At 43.9% G+C, this 21,052-nt stretch carries 14 protein-coding genes; 6 read left to right on the plus strand and 8 right to left on the minus strand.

The genetic code is table 11. From position 1 onward, the window contains the following. Positions 1-200: 200 nt before the first annotated feature. The 5 genes from KL866_RS12050 (at position 201) to KL866_RS12070 (ending at position 9,310) form a co-directional block, all read left to right on the plus strand. On the plus strand, positions 201-3,011 hold the full coding sequence (locus KL866_RS12050; protein WP_409173985.1) for a TonB-dependent receptor: 2,811 nt from the start codon (positions 201-203) through the stop codon (positions 3,009-3,011). 125 nt (positions 3,012-3,136) lie between these two features. After that, positions 3,137-4,669, plus strand: a complete 1,533-nt coding sequence (locus KL866_RS12055) for a tryptophan halogenase family protein (protein ID WP_025256934.1) — start codon at positions 3,137-3,139, stop codon at positions 4,667-4,669. A gap of 13 nt (positions 4,670-4,682) precedes the next feature. Beyond that, on the plus strand, positions 4,683-5,432 hold the full coding sequence (locus tag KL866_RS12060) for a SapC family protein (RefSeq protein WP_034325359.1): 750 nt from the start codon (positions 4,683-4,685) through the stop codon (positions 5,430-5,432). 20 nt (positions 5,433-5,452) lie between these two features. Then, on the plus strand, positions 5,453-6,910 hold the full coding sequence (locus KL866_RS12065; protein WP_025256936.1) for an SLC5 family protein: 1,458 nt from the start codon (positions 5,453-5,455) through the stop codon (positions 6,908-6,910). 270 nt (positions 6,911-7,180) lie between these two features. Beyond that, positions 7,181-9,310, plus strand: a complete 2,130-nt coding sequence (locus KL866_RS12070) for an alpha-galactosidase (RefSeq protein WP_214995226.1) — start codon at positions 7,181-7,183, stop codon at positions 9,308-9,310. 83 nt (positions 9,311-9,393) lie between these two features. On the opposite strand, the gene KL866_RS12075 is transcribed toward KL866_RS12070, so the two are convergent. From KL866_RS12075 to KL866_RS12110, 8 genes are all read right to left on the minus strand, one after another. Then, positions 9,394-10,485, minus strand: a complete 1,092-nt coding sequence (locus KL866_RS12075; protein ID WP_251140006.1) for a lipopolysaccharide assembly protein LapB — start codon at positions 10,483-10,485, stop codon at positions 9,394-9,396. A 171-nt stretch (positions 10,486-10,656) separates the two neighbouring features. Then, a complete protein-coding gene (locus tag KL866_RS12080) occupies positions 10,657-11,943 on the minus strand; it encodes an acetylhydrolase (RefSeq protein ID WP_025256939.1) in 1,287 nt (428 codons plus the stop codon). Positions 11,944-12,211: 268 nt separating this feature from the next. Continuing rightward, positions 12,212-13,114 carry a hypothetical protein gene (locus tag KL866_RS12085; RefSeq protein ID WP_155852463.1) on the minus strand — a complete coding sequence of 301 codons (903 nt, stop codon included), beginning with the start codon at positions 13,112-13,114 and terminating at the stop codon, positions 12,212-12,214. A gap of 293 nt (positions 13,115-13,407) precedes the next feature. Continuing rightward, positions 13,408-13,992 carry a single-stranded DNA-binding protein gene (locus KL866_RS12090; RefSeq protein WP_214995229.1) on the minus strand — a complete coding sequence of 195 codons (585 nt, stop codon included), beginning with the start codon at positions 13,990-13,992 and terminating at the stop codon, positions 13,408-13,410. A 269-nt stretch (positions 13,993-14,261) separates the two neighbouring features. After that, complete coding sequence (locus KL866_RS12095) at positions 14,262-15,824, minus strand: sodium/sugar symporter (RefSeq protein WP_214995231.1); 1,563 nt, start codon at positions 15,822-15,824, stop codon at positions 14,262-14,264. Positions 15,825-16,183: 359 nt separating this feature from the next. Then, positions 16,184-17,323 carry a galactokinase gene (gene galK / locus KL866_RS12100; RefSeq protein ID WP_214995233.1) on the minus strand — a complete coding sequence of 380 codons (1,140 nt, stop codon included), beginning with the start codon at positions 17,321-17,323 and terminating at the stop codon, positions 16,184-16,186. After that, a complete protein-coding gene (locus KL866_RS12105) occupies positions 17,316-18,371 on the minus strand; it encodes a UDP-glucose--hexose-1-phosphate uridylyltransferase (RefSeq protein ID WP_214995234.1) in 1,056 nt (351 codons plus the stop codon). Before KL866_RS12105 ends, galK begins: the two co-directional genes overlap by 8 nt. Positions 18,372-18,562: 191 nt before the next feature. Further along, positions 18,563-19,585: an aldose epimerase family protein gene (locus KL866_RS12110; protein ID WP_214995236.1), complete on the minus strand. Its 1,023-nt coding sequence runs from the start codon at positions 19,583-19,585 to the stop codon at positions 18,563-18,565. Positions 19,586-19,894: 309 nt separating this feature from the next. Here KL866_RS12110 and KL866_RS12115 point away from each other — a divergent pair, with 309 nt between their 5' ends. Further along, on the plus strand, positions 19,895-20,896 hold the full coding sequence (locus KL866_RS12115; protein ID WP_118490661.1) for a LacI family DNA-binding transcriptional regulator: 1,002 nt from the start codon (positions 19,895-19,897) through the stop codon (positions 20,894-20,896). Positions 20,897-21,052 lie beyond the last annotated feature (156 nt).

Below are 21,052 nucleotides of genomic sequence, written 5' to 3' on the forward strand. Positions count from 1 at the left end.
AGTATTAGATTTAAGGTAAACGTTTCACCTTTTACCTTAAAACATAAACACTATATTTTTCATAAAGTTACAAATAATAACAGAGAAAATATAACGTTAAATGTGTAAAAGTAATGTTAATAAGCTTGATCCGCACATACTAAAAACGTAATTTAAGTGCAAAGTACGTTAAAACGTAGCCTACTCACGGAGAAAACACAGTGACACATAAAATTAACACATCACAGTTAGGCCCAATTGCGAAACGCTCACTTTTAGGTGTTGCTATCGCCTCTGCCCTACACGCACCGGTAGCATTTTCTCAAGATGCTGACACTCAGAGTGTAAACGATGCACCTGTTGAAGTTATTGAAGTTCGCGGCATTGTAAGCAGTTTGAAAAGAGCAATGTCTGATAAGAAAGAAAACCTCGCTGTTTCAGACGGTATCGCAGCGGAAGATTTAGGTAAGTTCCCTGACCTAAACGTGGCAGAATCACTTCAGCGTATCACTGGTGTTTCTATCGACCGTAACGGTGGTGAAGGCCAAAAAGTTACAGTGCGTGGTTTCGGCCCACAGTTTAACACCGTACTTGTAAACGGGCGCCAAATGGCTACCGACGATGCTGGCCGTGCGTTTAACTTCGACGTATTAGCTGCAGACCAGATTACTGGCGCAAGTATTTACAAAAGTGGCGTTGCCAACCTTCAATCTGGTGGCATCGGCTCTACCATCAACGTATCTACTGCTCGCCCATTCGACTATGACGGTTTCCAAGCAGTAGGAAGCGTAAAAGGTGTTTATGAAACCCTTTCAGAAGAAACGTCTCCACAAGCTTCTTTCTTAGTTAGCAACACATTTGCTGACGATAAATTTGGTTTGCTACTTGCGGTATCTCATCAAGAGCGTCAAGTTCAAGTTAACCGAATCCAGACAGCGGGCTGGCGTCCTGGTCTAACGCTATCGAACAGAAACGATGGTGTAATTGCATCAGATGTTTACCTTCCACGTAACTGGGACCAAGTTGTCGACCAACAAGATAGAACCCGTACTAACGCGTCACTTGTTGCGCAGTTTGCGCCATCTGACGATGTCACTATCACATTAGACGGTTTCGTATCTAAGTTTGAAGTTGATTCACAGGTTACTGACCTTGCGTCATGGTTTGAACCAGATCGCGTAGGCTCTGCAACTATTTCTGAGTTCGGCACAGCGTTACAATTTACCCAAGAAATTGACCTGCACCAAGGTAGCGGTAACCCAGCATCTGATTTCGTATCATCAACCCGTGGTGTACGTGATGTAACTAACAAAGGGTTCGGCTTAAACGTTGATTGGCAAGTAACTGACGCCCTTTCAGCAACCTTCGATGTTTCAACTTCTGAAGCGGAAAACGATATTGCTGGCGAAGGTCGTTTTAATGTTGTCGGTATTATCAATAACTACGAGTTTGACAGCACAGGTGGTACACCTACTGTAATTCACGATGGTTTTGGCAACGGTTCGCTTCCAGATATTTCTCTTAACCGTCTTCACTATAATGATCTAGGTAACGTTGTTGCGTCAGAAGACGAAGTAACAGAGTACAAAGCAGATTTCACTTATCTCGCTGATTCTGACGTTTTCCGTAAAGTTGATTTCGGTATCTTGCGTTCAGAGCGTGAAAAGTTCGTTTTCCAAGAGTTTGCGTCACAATGTGCATTCTGTGGCTATAGTACAGAAGCGCCAATCGATGAACTGAATATCCGCCCATTCACTGCGAACAACTTCTTTAGTGGCCTAATTGACACTTGGTATACGTACGATGGCGATGCATACCTGGACTACCTTGCTGCTCAAGGTGCGCCAGTAGTACCAACACTTCAGCCTAACTACTATAATATCGAAGAAGACGTAACCGCACTTTATGCACAGTTCGAGTTTGGTTATGACATCGGTGATATGCCACTAACCATGAACTTTGGCGCACGTTATGAAGAAACAAGCGTAGCAGTTTCTGCGGTACAAGCGTTTATATCTGATGTAGTCCCAACAACGGACCTTACGTTATTCTCTAACGTATTTGCACCAGCAAACGACATTACTGGCACAACATCTTATTCTAACCTTCTACCTAGCTTAAACGTTAAGTTAGAAGTACAAGAAGATATGATTGTACGTTTCTCTCGCTACGACTCTTTGACACGCCCTACTATGTCTCAGATGTCTCCAGCAACGACATTTGGTGAACCTCGTCGTCAAAACCTTCAGGCAAGCGGTGGTAACCCTAACCTTAAGCCGTTTAGCGCTGAAAACTGGGACCTATCGTTTGAATGGTACTACAGCGACGACTCAGTATTCTCGTTTGCGGTATTCAGTAAAGATGTTGAAGACTTTATCGTAACCCTTTCAGGCGATGAAACTTTCGCCATGACAGACCGAGTTGGTCCTGACTTCCGCTGTACTGCTGCAGACTGTGCTCCAGGTGTTTCACTAGATGCGCAAAACCCAGACAGAGACGTTGTTGCAGAAACAGAAGAGCTTAATGGTGCAAACGAGGTTTATACCGTTACTCGCCCTCAAAACGGCGAAACAGCGACGGTTAATGGTTACGAAGTAGCTATTACCCACGTATGGGATAACGGCTTTGGTGTAACCGCTAACGCAACTGTAGTTAACAGTGATGCGGAAGTATCTGGCGATACAGCGCAGACGTTTGCACTGGCAGGTCTTGGTGATTCACAAAACCTTATCGTGTTCTACGAGCGCGATGCGTTCCAGGCTCGTGTAGCGTTTAATAACCGTGAGTCGTTCCTATTTGCACTAGATAACACTGAAGTTGGCGGCGCGACAGGCGAGCCAATTACTACTGAAACCTACGGTCAGTGGGATGTAAGTGCAAGTTACGACATCAACGAACATCTTACGGTATTTGTTGAAGGTATTAACGTGACTGAAGAAGAGCTTACACAAGTAGGCCGCTTCCCAGACCAAATATACTCAATTGAAGACAATGGTGCTCGCTACTCTGTAGGTATCCGAGGCTCATTCTAAAGTTTGTGTGTGTGTTTTGGCAGGGGTAAAACCCTGCCATTTATCCATAAGCCTATTGGCAAAACGAGTACGTTTATGGATAAATGTAGAAAACAGTCATTATTCCATTTAAGCAGTGTCGTTTCATGAACCATTCATCTAATACATCTCAAAAACAGCGTATTGTCATTGTAGGTGGCGGAACCGCTGGCTGGCTTACTGCCGCCATTGTCGCTGCTAAACACAAGGTAGCAATGGGTGAATGTGGCTTAGACATCACTCTAGTCGAATCCAGTGACATTCCCACCGTAGGCGTAGGTGAAGGAACCTGGCCAACGATGCGTAACACGCTGAAAGACATTGGCCTATCTGAAAAAGAAGTATTTAGACGCTGCAGTGCCGCATTCAAGCAGGGCGGCAAATTTGTAAGCTGGGTGAAGGGAAATGGCGATTCTTATTACCACCCGTTCACGGTTCCGCTAGGTTATGGCCGTGTTGAGATGGCTCCTTATGTGGGTGATGTAGCAAACTTTGCGAATGCCACTAACTTTCAGCAGCATGTGTGTGAACGCAATATGGCGCCTCGCACACTTAGCGAGCAAGAATACAGTAGCGCGCAATCGAACTACGCTTACCATTTAGATGCTGGTGCATTTGCCGACATGTTAAGGGATTTTTGTAAGACGGAGTTAGGCGTTAAGCACATTGTTGCCACTGTACAAAGCGTAGCTGCAACCTCAAGCGAACATATCGAAAATGTTACCCTTAACAACGGTATGGTTTTAGACGCCGATTTATTTGTCGACTGTTCTGGTTTTCGCTCACTATTGCTTGGCGAAACACTCGGTGAAAGCGTTATTTCTACCGATGACGTACTATTTAATAACTCTGCCCTTGCCCTTCATGTACCCCACGAAGAAGATTTTGAAATTAAGCCCTATACCCAAGCAACAGCTCAAGAAGCAGGCTGGATTTGGGATATTGGTTTGTCTTCTCGAAGAGGTGTAGGCCATGTTTACTCGACCGATTTTACTACCGACGAACGGGCGGAAGAAGTATTGCGTCAGTACGTAGGTGACGAGCACGGTGACTTAAAAGCGCGCACAATTCGCTTTAACTCTGGTTATAAGAAGCGTATTTGGAAAGGCAACTGCATTGGTGTCGGTCTTTCCGCAGGGTTTGTAGAGCCATTAGAGGCAACAGCCCTTATGCTTATTGAGATTTCAGCACGTTATATTGCAGAGCAAATGCCGCTTCCCGCCTCGGCTATGCCTATAGTCAGCCAGCGCTTTAACAAACAAATGAATTATCGCTGGCAGCGAATTATCGACTTTTTGAAACTCCATTATATTTTCAATCAACGCAGTGAACCTTACTGGGTTGCCAATCGCGATGCGTCTTCTATCCCCGACTCTTTGAAAGAAGATTTGGAAATTTGGAAGTATCGCGGCCCCCAAATTGCTGATTTTTCAGCGGCAATAGAGCTATTTCCTGCCGCCAGCTATCAGTATGTGTTATACGGAATGGGATTTTCTCCAGACTTTTCTTTGCAATCTCATTTCTACAACGAACGTGACTTAGCTGATAAAGTGATTCAACAAAATCAGCTAATCACGCAGCAGAAACTAAGCAGCTTACCTAATCACCGCGATTACATTGAGCAGTGGTTGGCAAGCTAACGAGAACTATAATATGCCAAAATTTGAAACCTTATCGGCTGAGACTCACAGCGATATTGCTATTGATGAGAGCAAGCTAGCTACAACTTATTCTAAATTCCATTTAGTTAATGTTGAAATTAAAGAGGCAGTTCAGGCTGCTAGTGAGTTTCCTCTATTTTTTAGTAAGTCATCAGATGCAAAATATTGGACTATCTCTGCCCTATGCGGTCTAGCGCCGCAAGAAAATGTATTTGAGACAAAAGGTACTTGGTTAGGCCACTACGCACCGCTTAGCCTGCGCACTCTGCCTTTCGTCACTCGTATAAATGAGGGATCTCAGCAGCAGGAAGTTCTTGTTGATGTTGAATCTCCTGCCGTATCTTCACAAACGGGCGAGGCACTTTTTTTAGAGTCTAAACGTCCTACCGCTTATTTAGATAACAAAAAGAAGCTGCTTGAAGAGCGGGTTAATGCCATGCAACAAACCGCTGCCATGTTAAACCAGCTTAGCGAAATGGGACTCATCCATGCTGTTGATTTGATTATCGAATATAAAGACAACACTAATCAACGAGTAGGTGGCCTAGCTACCGTTAGCGAGCAGCGCTTACAGGCCCTCACCGGTGAAGAGCTTGCAAGCCTCAATCAAAAGGGATTGTTGAATGTGCTTTTCAGTATTCTCAGCTCAATCTTCCAAGTGAACCGCGTTATTCGCCTTCACAACACTAAGTTCCCTGGTCGCGCTGTTAACAACATCAAGTTCGAAACCAGCAAGTCATAACTGCACCTTAGGAGTAAAACATGTTTTCCAGCACTATTCAGGTGTCTGTTTTTGTCTTTGTGACTGCTTTAATTGGTTTTCTTACCTATTTAAGTTGCCGAGGCCAAAACAGAAATGCACAAAATCAAAATCGCGAGTACTTCCTCGCAGGCGGTGGCCTAGCTTGGTATTTCGTTGCAGGTAGTATCACCCTTACCAACTTAAGTACCGATCAGTTAGTAGGTATGAATGGTAACCAAATGGCCTTGTTAGCCCTATGGGAACTAGCAGCCGTTGTTGGCTTATTCGTTCTGGCAAAAGTATTTTTGCCTGTGTATTACAAGTTCAAGTGTACAACCACCACAGAGCTTCTTGAGCAGCGCTATCACGATAAGCACATTCGTGCAGTAATCAGTGCGCTCTTTTTCGCAGGTAGTGCACTGATCTTCTGCCCAGCGGTAATCTATTCTGGCTCTTTGTTCATGCAGTCTATGTTTAACGTTGAACTGCCGCTTATGTACATTGCAGTTATCTTCGTTATCGTTGGTGCCCTATATGCGATCTTCGGCGGTCTTCGTGCGGTAGCCGTGTCTGATACCTATTCGGGCGTGCTTCTATTAACCATGGCCGTATTGGTGGTTATTCTAGCGCTTCAAGCCATCGATTATAACTTTGATGGCATTCCGCAAGAACGACTTACGCTAATTGGCGATAACGATTCTCCTATCCCTTGGCACACTCTACTTACCGGTATGATCTTCATTCAGATGTTTTACTGGGGTACTAACCAAGTAATTACACAGCGCGCTATGGCTGCACCTTCGTTAAAAGAGGCGCAAAAAGGTGTATTTGCTGCAGCCGGCATTCGCTTGCTGATTGTGCCTGCCATTATCGTTATTCCGGGTATTGTTTCGTATAAGCTATTTGGTGATATTGGTGATAGTGCTTACGGAAAAATTGTTGCAACGGTATTGCCTGATTGGCTTTCTGGCGTATTCGCTGCGGCTATGGCAGCTGCTGTGTTAACCACGTTTAACAGTAACCTAAACTCGGCTACTGCACTTTACGTGTGCGACATTCACGAAAGCTATATCAACAAAACACCTAACGTACCTAAGCTAAGCGGCTACGTTACGGTTTTATTGTGCCTAGTATCGCTTGCGCTAATCCCTGTATACCAACAAGCTGATAGTATTATTAACTTGGTTCAAAAGCTTTATGGCCTATTAAGTATGCCTATTCTTTCGGTATTTATCGTTGGTTTACTGTTTAGAAACGTACATGCTTTCGCGGCCATTGGCGCGGTACTGTTCGGCGTCTCCATTTACGCATTAATGAGCTTTGAAGCATCACCTCTGTACGCCCCATTCGGACTTCATTACATCCATTTGATGTTTGCTACTCTCATTGGTTGTATCGCCTTCGCGCTTATAGTTAACCGCGTAGTGTTTAATCAAAAAGCAGAGTTCTCGTTAGAGCTTTATAAAAAAGAAGCCTAACAAATTAGTAACATGTAGAAAAAGGATGTCTTTTGACATCCTTTTTTGTTTTTAACATATTATTTCAATGAAATTTTGTTTAGATTGGTCAGACTTCATTTCCTTTGAAATGCAGACTAACATTGAAAGTTAAACGTTTACCCTAAAAATGTAGAATAGGTATAGTGAACGTGATTTAATATGCAAAAGTATGCTGTGCAAAAACACACAATACGTTGTAAATGAATAGCTTCACCACAAAATTTACGTTTTATTAACGCCGAGGTTTTTATGTCGTCACTTTCTAAATTCGTTCGCCTGTCGAATGAAAAAGCCACACTGATATTCGACTGTCAGGGTCGTATGCCCAAAGTCATTTACTATGGTGCGCCATTAAGTGACAGCACAACGCCTGAAATGCTAAGCGTTTTAAATACACGCCAAGAAGCTAAATGTGCGCCGGTAATAGAGCCACCAATTACGCTAGTACCTACCCATGGTGAAGGTTGGACAGGTCAGCCAGGTCTTGAAATCTCTGGTAATGCTGACCAGTGGTCTGCAGGCTTTAGCCTAGTGGAGATAAACCATGACGGTCAATCGGTTGCCTTCATTGCTGAAGATGCACACCGCGGTATGCGCCTTATCACAAGTGTAGAGCTTGATACCGACACCAGTGTTGCCAAATATGTTTCTCGTGTAGAAAACACCGGCAGCAGTACGCTGAACCTCAATTACCTAAATGCTGCTAGCCTTCCACTTCCTACAACGGTTAGTAAAATCAAAACATTCGAAGGTCGTTGGTCTGCTGAATTCCAAACCAAAGATCACGACCTATTCTTTGGCAGCTATGTACGTGAAAACCGTCGCGGTAAAACGTCTCACGACACTTTTCCCGGTTTAATTGCATTCCCTGAAGGGACAGGCGAGCTTAACGGTGAGTGTTTTGGTTACCACCTTGGCGCTTCAGCAAACCACAAACTTCGCGCCGAACTAATGGCTGATGGTAGAAGCTATGTTCAATTCGGTGAATTACTGTTTCCGGGGGAAGTGGTACTTGATGCCGGGGAAAGCTACACATCGCCAATGCTTTATACCGGCTATGGCTGTGAAGGTTTTTCTTCACTATCGCAGCAGTTCCACAATTTCATTCGTAGCAATGTGCTAAACCACAGCGCTGAGTCTAAGCCTCGCCCAGTTCACTACAACACGTGGGAAGGCATTTATTTCGATCATAATGAAGACGAACTTAAAGCTTTGGCAGACAAGGTAGCGCCGTTAGGCATTGAGCGTTTTGTATTAGATGATGGTTGGTTCAAAGGTCGCAGAAACGATAAAGCCGGGCTGGGTGATTGGTTTGTAGATGAAGCTATTTATCCTGAAGGACTAGATGGGCTAATTGATCATGTTACTGGTCTTGGTATGGAATTCGGCATTTGGTTTGAGCCAGAAATGGTTAACCCAGATAGCGACTTGTATCGCGCGCATCCTGAATGGGCACTTCAAACTGAAAACAACCCTCATGTGCCATTTAGAAACCAATACGTTTTAGATTTGACCAACCCTGAAGTGGTTGAGTACCTGTATAAAGTTATTACTGATGTACTAAAGGCCTATCCAAAAATAAGCTACATCAAATGGGACATGAACCGCGATGTAAATCATCCAGGTAACCTTCAAGGCAAACCGGCAATGCACGGCCAAATGGCAGCGCTTTACGGCTTGATCGACCGCGTAAAAGCCGCTAAACCAGGCATTGAGATTGAAAGCTGCTGCTCAGGTGGCGGACGTGTTGATTTAGGCATTTTGCCACATACAGACCGATTCTGGACATCAGACTCTAACGATGCACTAGACCGTTTGTATATTCAGCGCGGTTGCTCTTACTTCTTCCCATCTGAAGTAATGGGCGCCCACGTAGGCCCGCGTGACTGTCATATTACGGGTCGTAACCTGCCTATAGAAATTCGTTCAGCAGTCGCTTTGTTTGGTCATATGGGCATAGAAATGGACCCACGTGAACTGACAGACCACGAGAAAAGCGTGCTAACCGACGCCATTTCGCTTTATAAAAAATATCGTCATATCACCCACGGCGGCGACCTATTCCGCATGGATGATGACGGCATGAATGTGAAATTTGGTTATGTGTCGAAAGACAAGCAGGAAGGTATTTTTGCATATAACAGTGTTACAGAAACCGTACGCACTACGCCTAACCGTTTCTACTTCGCAGGGCTTGATGCTAACAAGCAATACACCATTGAGCGTGTGTGGCCTGAAAAGCTAAAAGAATACACACCCTCAATCTTGCAACAAACTGAAGGGCAAGTATTCAGTGGTGAAGTGTTAATGAAATACGGCATGCAGCTGCCGGTACTCTTCCCACAAACAGCGCTGATTTATACTGTTAAAGCCCTGTAGCTTTTTAAGCGCTGTGGCTTTTAAATCGCTGTGGCCTCCTGAGCGCTGGGTACAGAAAATACAATTAAGCGAGCTATGCGGTATTACACCGCCGCTCGCTTTTTTAGTGCCTTTTTAATTTTTTTAAGTGTCTTAGCAAAACGTTCATCTTGCTCTTCTTTTATTGCCTCAACAACGTTTTGCGCTTCATTAACTTTATCTGCATTAAGAAGAAGTTCAGCTAAGCGTAGCTGAGCCCAATTAGCTGTTGGTAGACCTTCAGTATCAATGGTCGCAACCTGGTAGTCCTCCAAATAGCTTTTTAGCGCGTTTATACCTGAAGTTGTGTACTCGCCACTTTCAACAGCAACTTGCCCTAAGCGATACTTTCCATACATAAGACTGGCTTTACGCTTTTGATAAGTATCCCAAGCCTCAGTATCTGCTTTGGAAACTGCGGTCACATCTGTATCTGATAACGGCAACAAAGTGTCGTAAGATGCAGCGTACTGCTCATTACCGAAATAGAAACTACCTAGCTCAACCCTAGCGCGAATTTGGGTGCTGTCATCTTCAATTAAAGAGGCAAAAATCACCTCTGCTTCTGCCTGTTCATCTTTTTCCAAATAAACCTTAGCTAAAGCGAACTGACCTTCGGTAGCATCTAGTTTTGAAATTGTTTGCGCAAGCGTCGTTGCTTCATCCATGTCCCCTCCAGCAATAGACGGAGCCATTAAGTGAAACTGCATTAAGGCTTGGTAAACAGCAACCTCTTCTGGGGCTATTTCCACTGCTTTTTCCAAGCTCTTCTTTGCTTTTTTCGCATAGCCTAGGGCTGAAAATATACTACTTGAGGCTTGGGCTCCCATTACGCTGGCGTGTGTATGGTAAGCCTTATAGTTATCACTGTAATCCTGAATAAACTGCTCTGCTGCCTCCTCGGCATCATCTAAATCTATGTTCATTAGGGCAGAAATAAGCATGTTGTGTTGCTCTGGCGATTTGCCTTCAACGGTTTTGAGGGATTCTACAACGTAATTAAAGTCGCCTTGCTTGAAGTAGGCCTTTAGCGTCGCTATATCATCGGCGCTTGCTGTAACAACGCTTTGTGTTGCTGCATAGCTTTGGGTAATAGCCGCTGATGGCATCAACAAAATAGAACAGGCGTATAGTGCTGACACAGTAGATTTACGCATTTTCACTTCCTTATGGTTTGTTTTATAAAGTAATCCGAAATGCCGCTCTAGAGCACTTTTTACTATCAAGGATTGGTAGAAGCAGTCTTACATTACGCCACTATGCGTCACGATAGAAAATAAATATGTAACAAAATTAAAAAAGGATGCCGAAGCACCCTTTTCAAACTGTTATTTACTGTCTATCTCTAGACCCAATGCCCATCGGTCGTCGAATCCCTTCCAAGGCTCTGGCTTCTTACCGTCTACGGGTACTTGAGCACTACTGCCACTCACGTTCAGGTATTCACAATCATCTTTTAAACCTTTCACGTGACAGTTCATCAGCGCTAACGCGAAGTGCTCGTTAATGGCATTAAGCTTTTGCACTTCCCACGCAGGCTCAATGTAGCTGCCCAAATCAAACTCGCTGCCATAGGCTTCTTTTGGGGCGGGGTGAGGCGCTACGTTATGACGCGCATTTTTAACGGTAAGTAGCTTAGAGCTTTCACTGCCGGTATTTTCGAATAACCATTTAATACCATCGTAACCAGAAATATCGTCGTTATCACCCGCCACATAAAGAACAGGTACCTTGATATTGTTCAGTGATTCAACGTCAAAGAGCTGATGTTGCCCGCCCCATGGGGCAAGCGCTAACGCTGCTTTCCAAGCTGGCAGCACATCCTTGCTACTTTCTTCGCCACCTGCGCAAGTATTTAGTGCGTCTTTGATAAGAGCTGCCACTTTAGGGTCTTGTGTACCGGTAAAGGTTGCTGCTGTTTGATCGTTAAATGCATAACAACCACCGACTGTACTTACCGCACCATAGCCTCCCATGGAGTACCCAATCACCCCTGCTTTACTTGCATCAACGCTCGCTTTAAAAAAGTCATGCTCGCTAATACTAATTAGGGTAAAAACCTGGTCGCGAGAGCGATTTAGTAGCGTGCTTGGGAAGCCTGAATACGGGTTTTCTGCAAAATTAACATCTTTATTCGTAGAATCTGTGTGGTCGATAGATGCTACAACATAACCATGAGACGCTAGGTGTTCACCTAAATAATACATAAGCGTACGATAACCAGTATAGCCGTGAGATATAACCACCACAGGGTAATCAGATTCTGCTGCAGCAATAGGCGCATTGCGACTTGCATCGCCTTCAATTTCAAATACTTGACCACTTCGTGTTTCATTCACATACGTTGCCGTGTCAGCAACACTTGAAGCTGGATACCAAACCTCTAGCGTCAATTTGCGCTCGACATCATTTCCGGCGATATCTTTCACTTTTTCAGGATAAGTGGCTTCAATAGTTTTTACGCCAACTGTATGTGTACCTTTCTCACTGAGCGACGGCATCACGTCGGCAGGAAAAGGCTTATACAGCTTTTGAGCAGCTGATACTGTAGGTGAAACGATGGTGGTTGCTGAAACCAAAGCGATCGCACTAGCAAGTAGGGATAACGTTTTCATAATTTATGATGATTTTCTCGTTATTTAAAGGCAAATTCATAATACCTCGTTGCAACTATCACACAAGCCAAACAGTATTATTATTGGTGATTAGGAAACATAAGAAAGGGTAATAAAAATAAGGGCCACAGGCCTTATTTTAACAATGAGAATGAACGTAAAAGCGGTTGAGATATCTCGTATTCTTCCCTACTTCAAGTGCAAGTGTTCTGCGTTATTTTTATTAGCGCCAAATTGAAAGAAAATGGTAAAAGGTATTACCCGAAGTTTATTTTTTAGACACGTATCGGTGCCACCTTTCATCGAAGAGTGGCTTTAGAAATGATGGATATCCATCCGCCGCAAAATTAATATCTCTGAAAGTTTGGCTATTCGAAGGCGAAGAGTAAATACGTGTTAGTGCATGGTTCAAGTCATTGGTTACATTAATACCTAATTCACTCTTGGAACAAAGCAAACGCTTGGTTCCTCTTAACTGTTTCGACAACTCACTTACTTGATAGATGTAAAGCGCACTCAGTTCTTCTTCAGACAAGGTAGAAAGCTCTCGATGACCTACATAGCCAAAGTCTATTCGGCCGCTCTTTAATAATGCAATGGTGTGCATTCCTAGGTCTTTTCCTAAGCTATTTAAGCGCAAAACGTTATAGCGAGTAGCCCATCGTTCAACTGCATCGGCGTAAGCATTGGTTACGTCGCTATAGAGTACTGTTGTTAAGTTTTGCTGAAGCAGTCTCTGTATCGAAATAGACTCAAAATAGTTTTTTACTGGGTTCGACTCAGTATTGTCTACCTTGTTGTCAATGCTATGCAAAAGCGGTTTTCTGGCAACAGTAAGCATCGGTAAATTAATAGAAGTGGGTTGAGAAAAGTTCCCCCACTCGGTCCTTTCCTCTTGGTACGCAGCGCCATAAAAGCAATATACTCTTTTAGTGGATTGCTCGTGCCGCACTAGCGACCATGCACGTTTAACCGGATAGGCTTCAAATTGATGTTGATAACTATTTAGGTGAGTAGCAAGGTAAGCCATAACATCATAAACCGGCCCCGAAGTAATACTGACTCCACTAGTTTCAATACCTAGCTCAGGTGGCCGCAACCAGACCACTATAGGCTTTTGAGTAAAACAGCTACTTCCTTTACATTCACTCTCTGTTTGAGCGAATAACATGTTGCTCTTGAGATATAGTAAAAGAAAAACGATGAAGATTGTAACTTTTGACACCACTCAATCCTTTAAGCAATTAGGCCTGCTGACTACTGCTTAAAGCAAAGTGCACTAGTTAAGGTTATCTAAAAGCGTTTATTTGATGAAATATGCTTAGCAATGATGGCGCAATTTTAAAATATCTAATGATAGAAAGACGAGCATCAATCTCACAAATGAGCAAACTGAGCTCAAAAAAAGCCCTCAGGAAGAGGGCTTATATGAAACTATTTACAAAATCATGTCTTAAGTGAAAGTCAGAACGGAATATCGTCGTCGAAATCAAAGTCTGGCTCAGCCATTGGCGGGTTCTTTGGCTGACCTTGGTTGCCACCTTGAGGCGCTTGATTGTAGCCGCCACCTTGGTTTTGATTATAACCACCTTGTTGACCACCGCCTTGCTGTGCCGCTTGGTTATAGCCGCCCTGCGCTGGTGCTTGATTGTAACCACCTTGGTTGTTTTGAGGACGCTGATAACCACCGTTACCGCCACCACCATCACCGCCGCGACCGCCAAGCATTTGCATTTGGTCTACGATAATTTCAGTAGTGTACTTATCCTGGCCTTGCTGATCTTGCCACTTACGCGTTTGCAATTTACCTTCAACGTAAATCTGCGAGCCCTTTTTCAGGTACTCTCCGGCAATTTCTGCTAAGCGACGGTACATTGTAAGGCGGTGCCACTCAGTGCGCTCTTGAACCTGACCCTGTTGGTCTTTCCAGCTTTCGCTAGTTGCTAGGCTTAAGTTCGCAACGGCGTTTCCGTTAGGCATGTATCTAACTTCAGGATCATTGCCAAGGTTTCCAACAAGAATAACCTTATTAACGCCTTTCGTTGCCATTGATGTCTCCTGTAACGTTTTTAGTGGCTTGCTGTATAACTCTTCATTAAGTAAGACATCAGCAAGCGCGAAAGTTCATCGAATATTAGCCGGTTAGTATATCGTATTTTATTGGGAAAATTTGAAGTTTTTCGCCTCACCTTTACGTTACTAACTGCAACACATTCTAGAACTTAACAAAATTTATTGTCAGCGTCTTCTGAACTTTCGCGTTGTTTTGAGCAGAGCCTAGTAGGGGCGTTATTGTAAAAAACGCCCTCTTTGCCCTACTACCACCACGTGGTATAAAACGCTGCGGTAATTATTATCACCGCGATTGACGCTACGTTAAATCCGCTTGTGGTTTTGAACTGCAGTTCATTTAGATCAACCGCGTTTTCACTAATGCCTTTCTTCTCTAGCAGAGAAACAACCACAGCTAAAGCAACACAAAGCAGGAATACGAGCCCAACACGGTCGATAAACGGCAGTTCAGGCCAGAACTGTCTAAACACAATGCTTAATAAAAATGAACCTAAGGCGGCTAATAGGCCACCGTTTGCTGTGGTTTTCTTCCAGAACATACCCAAAACGAACAGCGCGCAGATACCTGGTGTAAAGAAACCGGTAAACTCTTGAATGTATTGGAATGCTTGATCGAAATTGCCTAAAAGTGGTTTAGCCACAACCATTGCTATGATAAGCGCTATCAAGCTTACGATCCGACCTACTTTTACGTAATGTTGCTGCGACTCGTTAGGGCGCTTATCTTTATAAAGATCCATAGTAAAGATAGTGGACACACTGTTTGTCATTGAGGCTAGTGATGAGACAATCGCCGCCACAAGCGCGGCGAAGATAATACCTTTAAGGCCAACAGGCATTAGCGTCATCAAGCTTGGATAAGCTTGGTCAGGCTTAGCTAGGTCAGGCACAATGAGTACCGCAGCTATGCCAGGCAACACCACAATTAACGGCATAAGTAACTTAAGGAATGCCGCAAACGCGATACCTTTTTGGGCTTCTTGCACACTTTTTGCCGCCAAAGTACGCTGAATAATGTACTGGTTAAAGCCCCAGTACGACAGGTTCATTATCCACATACCGCCGACCAGTACAGAAATGCCCGGCAAGTCCATATAGTGCGGGTTGTCTTTTGATAAAATCATGTCGAATTTTTCAGGTAGTTTATTGGTTAAATCGACAAAACCCTGAATAACACCGTTTCCATCACTGATTAGGTTTAATGCGGTATACGATAGGAATAACCCGCCAATAACTAACAGCACCACTTGAATAATGTCGGTTAACGCTACCGCCTTCAGGCCGCCGTAAAGTGAGTAGGCTAGCGAGAAAAGACCTAAAAACATCATACCGTAAACCATATCGACTCCGGCAATAGTGTTAATAGCCAGAGCACCCAGCCACAGAACTGCAGTAAGGTTTACAAATACATAAACGCCTAGCCAGAATATTGCCATTACTTTGCGCACGCGATGATCATACCGCTGCTCTAAGAATTGAGGCATGGTGTATATTTTATGCTTTAAAAAGATAGGTAAAAAGAATTTGCCCACTATAAGCAGCGTAATGGCGGCCATCCATTCATACGACGCTATAGCAAGGCCCAATTGATAGCCTGATCCAGACATACCAATAATTTGTTCGGCGGAAATATTGGCTGCAATTAATGATGCGCCAATGGCCCACCATGGCAAGCTTGAGCCTGCTAAAAAATAATCGTTTGTGTCTTTCTGGTGTCCCTGCTTTTCACGAGAAACCCACCACGCTATTGTGACAAGCGCGACGACGTATATCACGAACAAAGTGATATCTATTGATGCTAATTTCATAATTTTTCCCAAAGTTTTTATTTTGGGTGCGGCGATTATTATGCAGGGTACACAGGTGAAAAATTGTTTTTATTATTGTATTGGTTTTTGCCACACCAGTGTCGCGTATGAAAACGCGTTTCGCATTTTACGATAAACCGTCAACCGGTCAGAAAACCACCGATACACGCTTCGTGTTATTGCGGGTAGTATTAGTAACACACTTTGTTGATTTTTTTTAACAAGAAATATGCACTTTTGTAAAAAAAAAGCCGCTACCTATGGTAGCGGCTTAAGGGACACAAACAATTCTAGCGAATAGGATTGTTTAGAAAAGGGAGCGTTCTGTACCTAAAATCTTTGTTCCTGCTGATGTATCTTTAGGCAAATGCGCCTTGTGTTGCAGTGCATACGTAGATGTCTGCATGGTAGCCCGTTTCGTCAAAGTACTTATCTGCCACCACTTGCTTAACAGCATCAACTTTGTCGGTGGGGGCAAGCGCAACAACGCAGCCACCAAAACCACCGCCCGTCATACGAACACCACCAGATTTACCAAGTACTTCACCGATGATCTCAACCAAGTAATCAATTGGGCGTACGGTAATTTCGAAATCGTCACGCATAGAAACGTGAGACTGCGCCATAGCGTTACTTACCGTTTCAATATCACCAGACTTTAACGCCTGACTTGCAGCTAAAGTACGCGCGTTTTCAGTAATAATATGTTTCGCACGGCGATAAACTACTTCAGGCATATGTGCTTTGGCTTCTTCTAGCATCTCCATGGTTGCTTCGCGCAACGATGAAACACCCAGTAGCGATGCACCTTGCTCACACTGCTGGCGACGCAAGTTATACTCGCTGTCTACCAAACCACGTTTTACATTCGAGTTAATGATCACAATTTGGTGCGAATCTGGAAGCGGTGAATGCTCAATGGCTAACGACTGGCAATCAAGCAACATTGCCATACCTTCGTTGCCCATGGCTGAGATTAACTGATCCATGATTCCGCACGAACAGCCTACGAAAGTGTTTTCTGCTTTTTGACCTAATAGCGCAGCTTGCACACCATCAAGAGGCAATTCATACAATGCGCTTAAGGCTTTCAGTATTGCCACTTCAAAAGACGCTGAAGAGCTTAAACCGGCACCTTGTGGAACATTACCCGTTACCAGCAAATTTGCGCCACCAAAATCTGGCATAGCCTCTTTTAGTACTTTCACTACGCCGCGAACATAGTTTGCCCAACCTTGTTCCTCGTCGTAATTAATGTCTGACAATGAGAACTGGTTCTGCTGATTCTCGTAATCCATAGCAGTAACCAGAATGTCATTATCGTCGCGTTTAGTTGCCGCAACCCAAGTACCAAAGTTGATAGCAGCCGGAAAGACGAAGCCTTCGTTATAATCGGTGTGCTCACCAATGATGTTCACTCGGCCAGGGGCGTGTGCTATTAGCGTTGGCTCGTTGCCGTAATGCGCTTCAAATTTAGAAGAAAGTACTTGGTTATCCATTAGTATTCTCACGTTGCTTGTAGTGCACCGTAGGCAGTGCTTTTAATCTGTATGCCGCCTGTTCAGGGGTCAAATCTCGTTGTGCTTCGGCCATCATTTCATATCCAACCATAAACTTACGTACGCTTGCTGAGCGCAATAGCGGCGGGAAGAAATGTGCATGTAGCGTCCACTCTGGGTGGTCTTCATTATCAAATGGCGCACTATGCCAACCCATTGAATATGGGAAAGACGTTTCAAATAAATTGTCGTATTTCGCCGTTATTTCACCAATAATTTTGGCAAGTGAAAACGATTGCGAGTCAGATAGCTTATGCAAAGATTGAACATTAAAACGGGGCAGTAATAGCGTTTCAAATGGCCATGCAGCCCAATATGGAACCACAACCACCCAATCGTCGTTTTGGCATACTACGCGCTCTTGCTTAATAACTTCTTGCTCAGCGTAATCTAACAACATAGGTGCGTTGTTTTCACCAAAGTACTGCTTCAGCTGTACTAGTTTTTTTGCCGGGTCTGTGGGGATGTGCTGCTGCGCCCATACCTGACCATGTGGGTGAGGGTTTGAACACCCCATCATTGAGCCTTTGTTTTCAAAAACCTGTACCCAACGATAGCTTTCACCTAGTTCAGCGGTTTGTTCTTTCCACGTGTTAACCACATCTACCCGTTCTTCGTCAGTAAGCTCAGGTAGTGTTTTGCTGTGATCAGGTGAAAAACAAATAACGCGACTACAGCCTTGCTCTGTTTCAAATTGGAACAGGCCTTTTTTCTCGCTAGCCTGCTCTGTATCTTGTTTTAGAGCTGCAAAATCGTTTTGAAAAACGAATGTCCCTTTATAGTCTGGATTAACCTCACCGTTTACCCGTGTGTTAGTTGGGCACAGGTAACAAGTAGGGTCGTAAGACGGCTTTTGTTCGTTATTTGGCTCTTCAGAAGCCCCCTGCCAAGGACGCTTAGCACGATGTGGCGATACTAGCACCCACTCGCCCAACAATGGGTTAAAACGGCGATGCGGATCATTGGTTGGGTCGAAAGGGGTTCCCATAATCACTCTCTCTGAATAGACTGGTTAAGCTCTAGCATAGCGCTTTCACATAACGCTTTTGCATAACACTTAGGGGTTAAACGTTTACCCTAGCAATAATATAGCAAGCTATGCTGTTTATCAATTAACTAACAAAGAAAATTAATTGTTAAATTAGTAACAATTAATTTTCTTTTAGTCCCTCGATGAATTTACTCAGCGCTGAACTTATATCGAATCGTTTCTTCGTAGGTTTCGCCCGGCTTTACGAAACAGTTCGGAAACGATGGCTTGTTCGGTGCATCAGGAAAATGCTGAGGCTCTAAACATAGGGCGCCAAGCTGCTCATCTTCTCGCAGGCTCCCCGTATAAAACTGAAGCCCGGGAAGGCTAGTGTATAATTCCATCGTAACGCCAGTATCGGGCGCTTTAACTGTAGCTTGTGGGATACTCGAAGAAGCTACTTGAAGCACATAGTTGTGGTCGTAGCCACCTACTCGGTCAAACAGCGGATGTGAATTGTCTTGTTCAGCCCTTTCCTTGATTGCACTAAATGAAGTGAAATCAAAGGGTGAATCAGCGACTTCAACTAAATCCCCTGTTGGTAATAACGTGCTATCAGCGTCTGTCACCTTTTTCGCCTCGATATGTAGCAGCGTATTACCCACTTTGTCATCATTGCTTAGCGTAAAATAGGCGTGCTGTGTGAAACTAAGTGGTGTTTCTTGATCTGTCGTTGCTTTGATTACAAGCGTTAACTCATTTTCCTGATTAAGTGTATAGCACGCCTCAACATTAACATTGCCTGGAAAGCCACCCTCGCCGTCTGGACTAAATAAGGTGAATGTTACGCTGGCACTATCGCTGGATTCCTGGGTGCTGGCTTGCCATAATTTTTTGTGAAAACCGGCATCGCCCCCGTGCAGATTATGCTCCCCGCCGTTTTTATCTAGCGTGTACTCTTTGCCGTTTAGAGTAAATGTGCCATTCCCTATTCTATTAGCGTAGCGCCCTACAATTGCACCGCGATAGCTAGGGTCATCGATATAGCCCTGCAACGTATCAAAGGTTTGAACGCAGCTAATCAATTCGCCCTTCGCATTGGGAAAATAGAGTTCCTTGATAATACCGCCATAGTTGAGCAAGGTGACTGACATGCCGTTATCATTACTTAAAGTAAAAGCATTAACAGCTTTGCCGCTTACTTCACCAAATGTAGATACGTTTATTTTCATAACAATTATTTTACCTTATCGGGAGCTCGTTTAATTAAGCTCGGGCAATTTATCGTGCTCGCCTGCAAAGTTTTAGAATCGGTAGAGGATTTAAAATTGCTAAAAGGTTATACGTTTTCCGTTCTTTTTGACAGGGGTTTAGCGAAGAACTAGATATGGTAAAACCACTTGATACTTTTATCAGTTACCTAAGGTTGGCCGCTATGCTACGTAAGGAGAGAATTTTACCTTTTTATGTAAATATAATGTACGCTATGCCAATCAGGTCTTAAGGACTTCAACGTATTACAAAACAAAGTTAAAGAGAAAATGGCAACAATAAAAGATATAGCCCAAGCTGCTGGCGTTTCGTTAGCCACAGTATCTAGAGTCATCAATAATGGCCCAAAAGTAGGCAACGATACTCGACAGCGCGTTAAAAAAATCATGGAAGAAATGGGATACCGTCCCAACGCAAATGCGCGGGCTCTTGTAACTAAACGCAGTGCCTCATTGGGTGTGGTTATTGCTGAACTGCACGATCCATTTTTCGCAATGTTAGCCCATGGTGTTGAATCAATAACGCGCAAAAATAACGTTCAAATTCTACTAAGCGCTGGGTCGATTGAAAAAGAAACAGAACTTCGTGCCATTGAAACCTTATTAGAACACCGTGTTGAAGCCATGGTAGTGCACAGCAAAGCCCTTGATGATAAGACCTTGATTGGCTTTGCAAGCCAGGTACCAGGCTTTGTTCTAATTAACCGATACATCCCAGAAATAGCGAACCGCTGTGTATGGCTTGATAACGTGACCGGTGGTCGGCTAATGGCAGAATATGCCATTAATCAAGGGCATAAACATGTGGCGGTAATAAGCAGCCAGTACCGCATCGACGATCCGAATCATCGTCTGGAGGGGATTAGAAACGCTATCGATAGCGCAAAGCTAAGCCTACCTGAGAGCATGATTGAGTACGCCACGCCTGATCAAGAAGGGGGCGAACTAGCCATGCAAAACTTGCTAGCCACAGGCGCAAAATTCACCGCAGTATTAGCTTATAACGATGCGATGGCATCCGGTGCAATGACCATGCTGCAGGACCACGGTATTTCCGTTCCCGAACAAGTTTCCGTGATGGGCTACGATGATGTACTGCTAGCCAAATACTGTCGACCTAAATTAACTACTCTGCGTTATCCGGTAGAAATGATGGCAGCAAAAGCTGCAGAGTTAGCATTAAAGTACGCGTCGGGAAGTAAACCAGAAGAAGGCCTAACTTTTAAGTATACCCCTACCGTAGTGAAACGAGATTCAGTAGTTAGAGTATAGTCTTCCCATATCTGAAATAGTTAGACAGAACACAAAATGAATACCCGCCATCGGCGGGGATTTTTTTTTAATAAATTTAAAATTTCTCTTATTAAAAAATCCCGGCCCACCCGAAAAAAGAGAAACAATATTGCCGACTTCTTCTTGTAAAAAAAA

The sequence above is a fragment of the Alteromonas sp. ALT199 genome (assembly GCF_018619335.1).
In the GTDB taxonomy this organism is placed as follows: domain Bacteria; phylum Pseudomonadota; class Gammaproteobacteria; order Enterobacterales; family Alteromonadaceae; genus Alteromonas.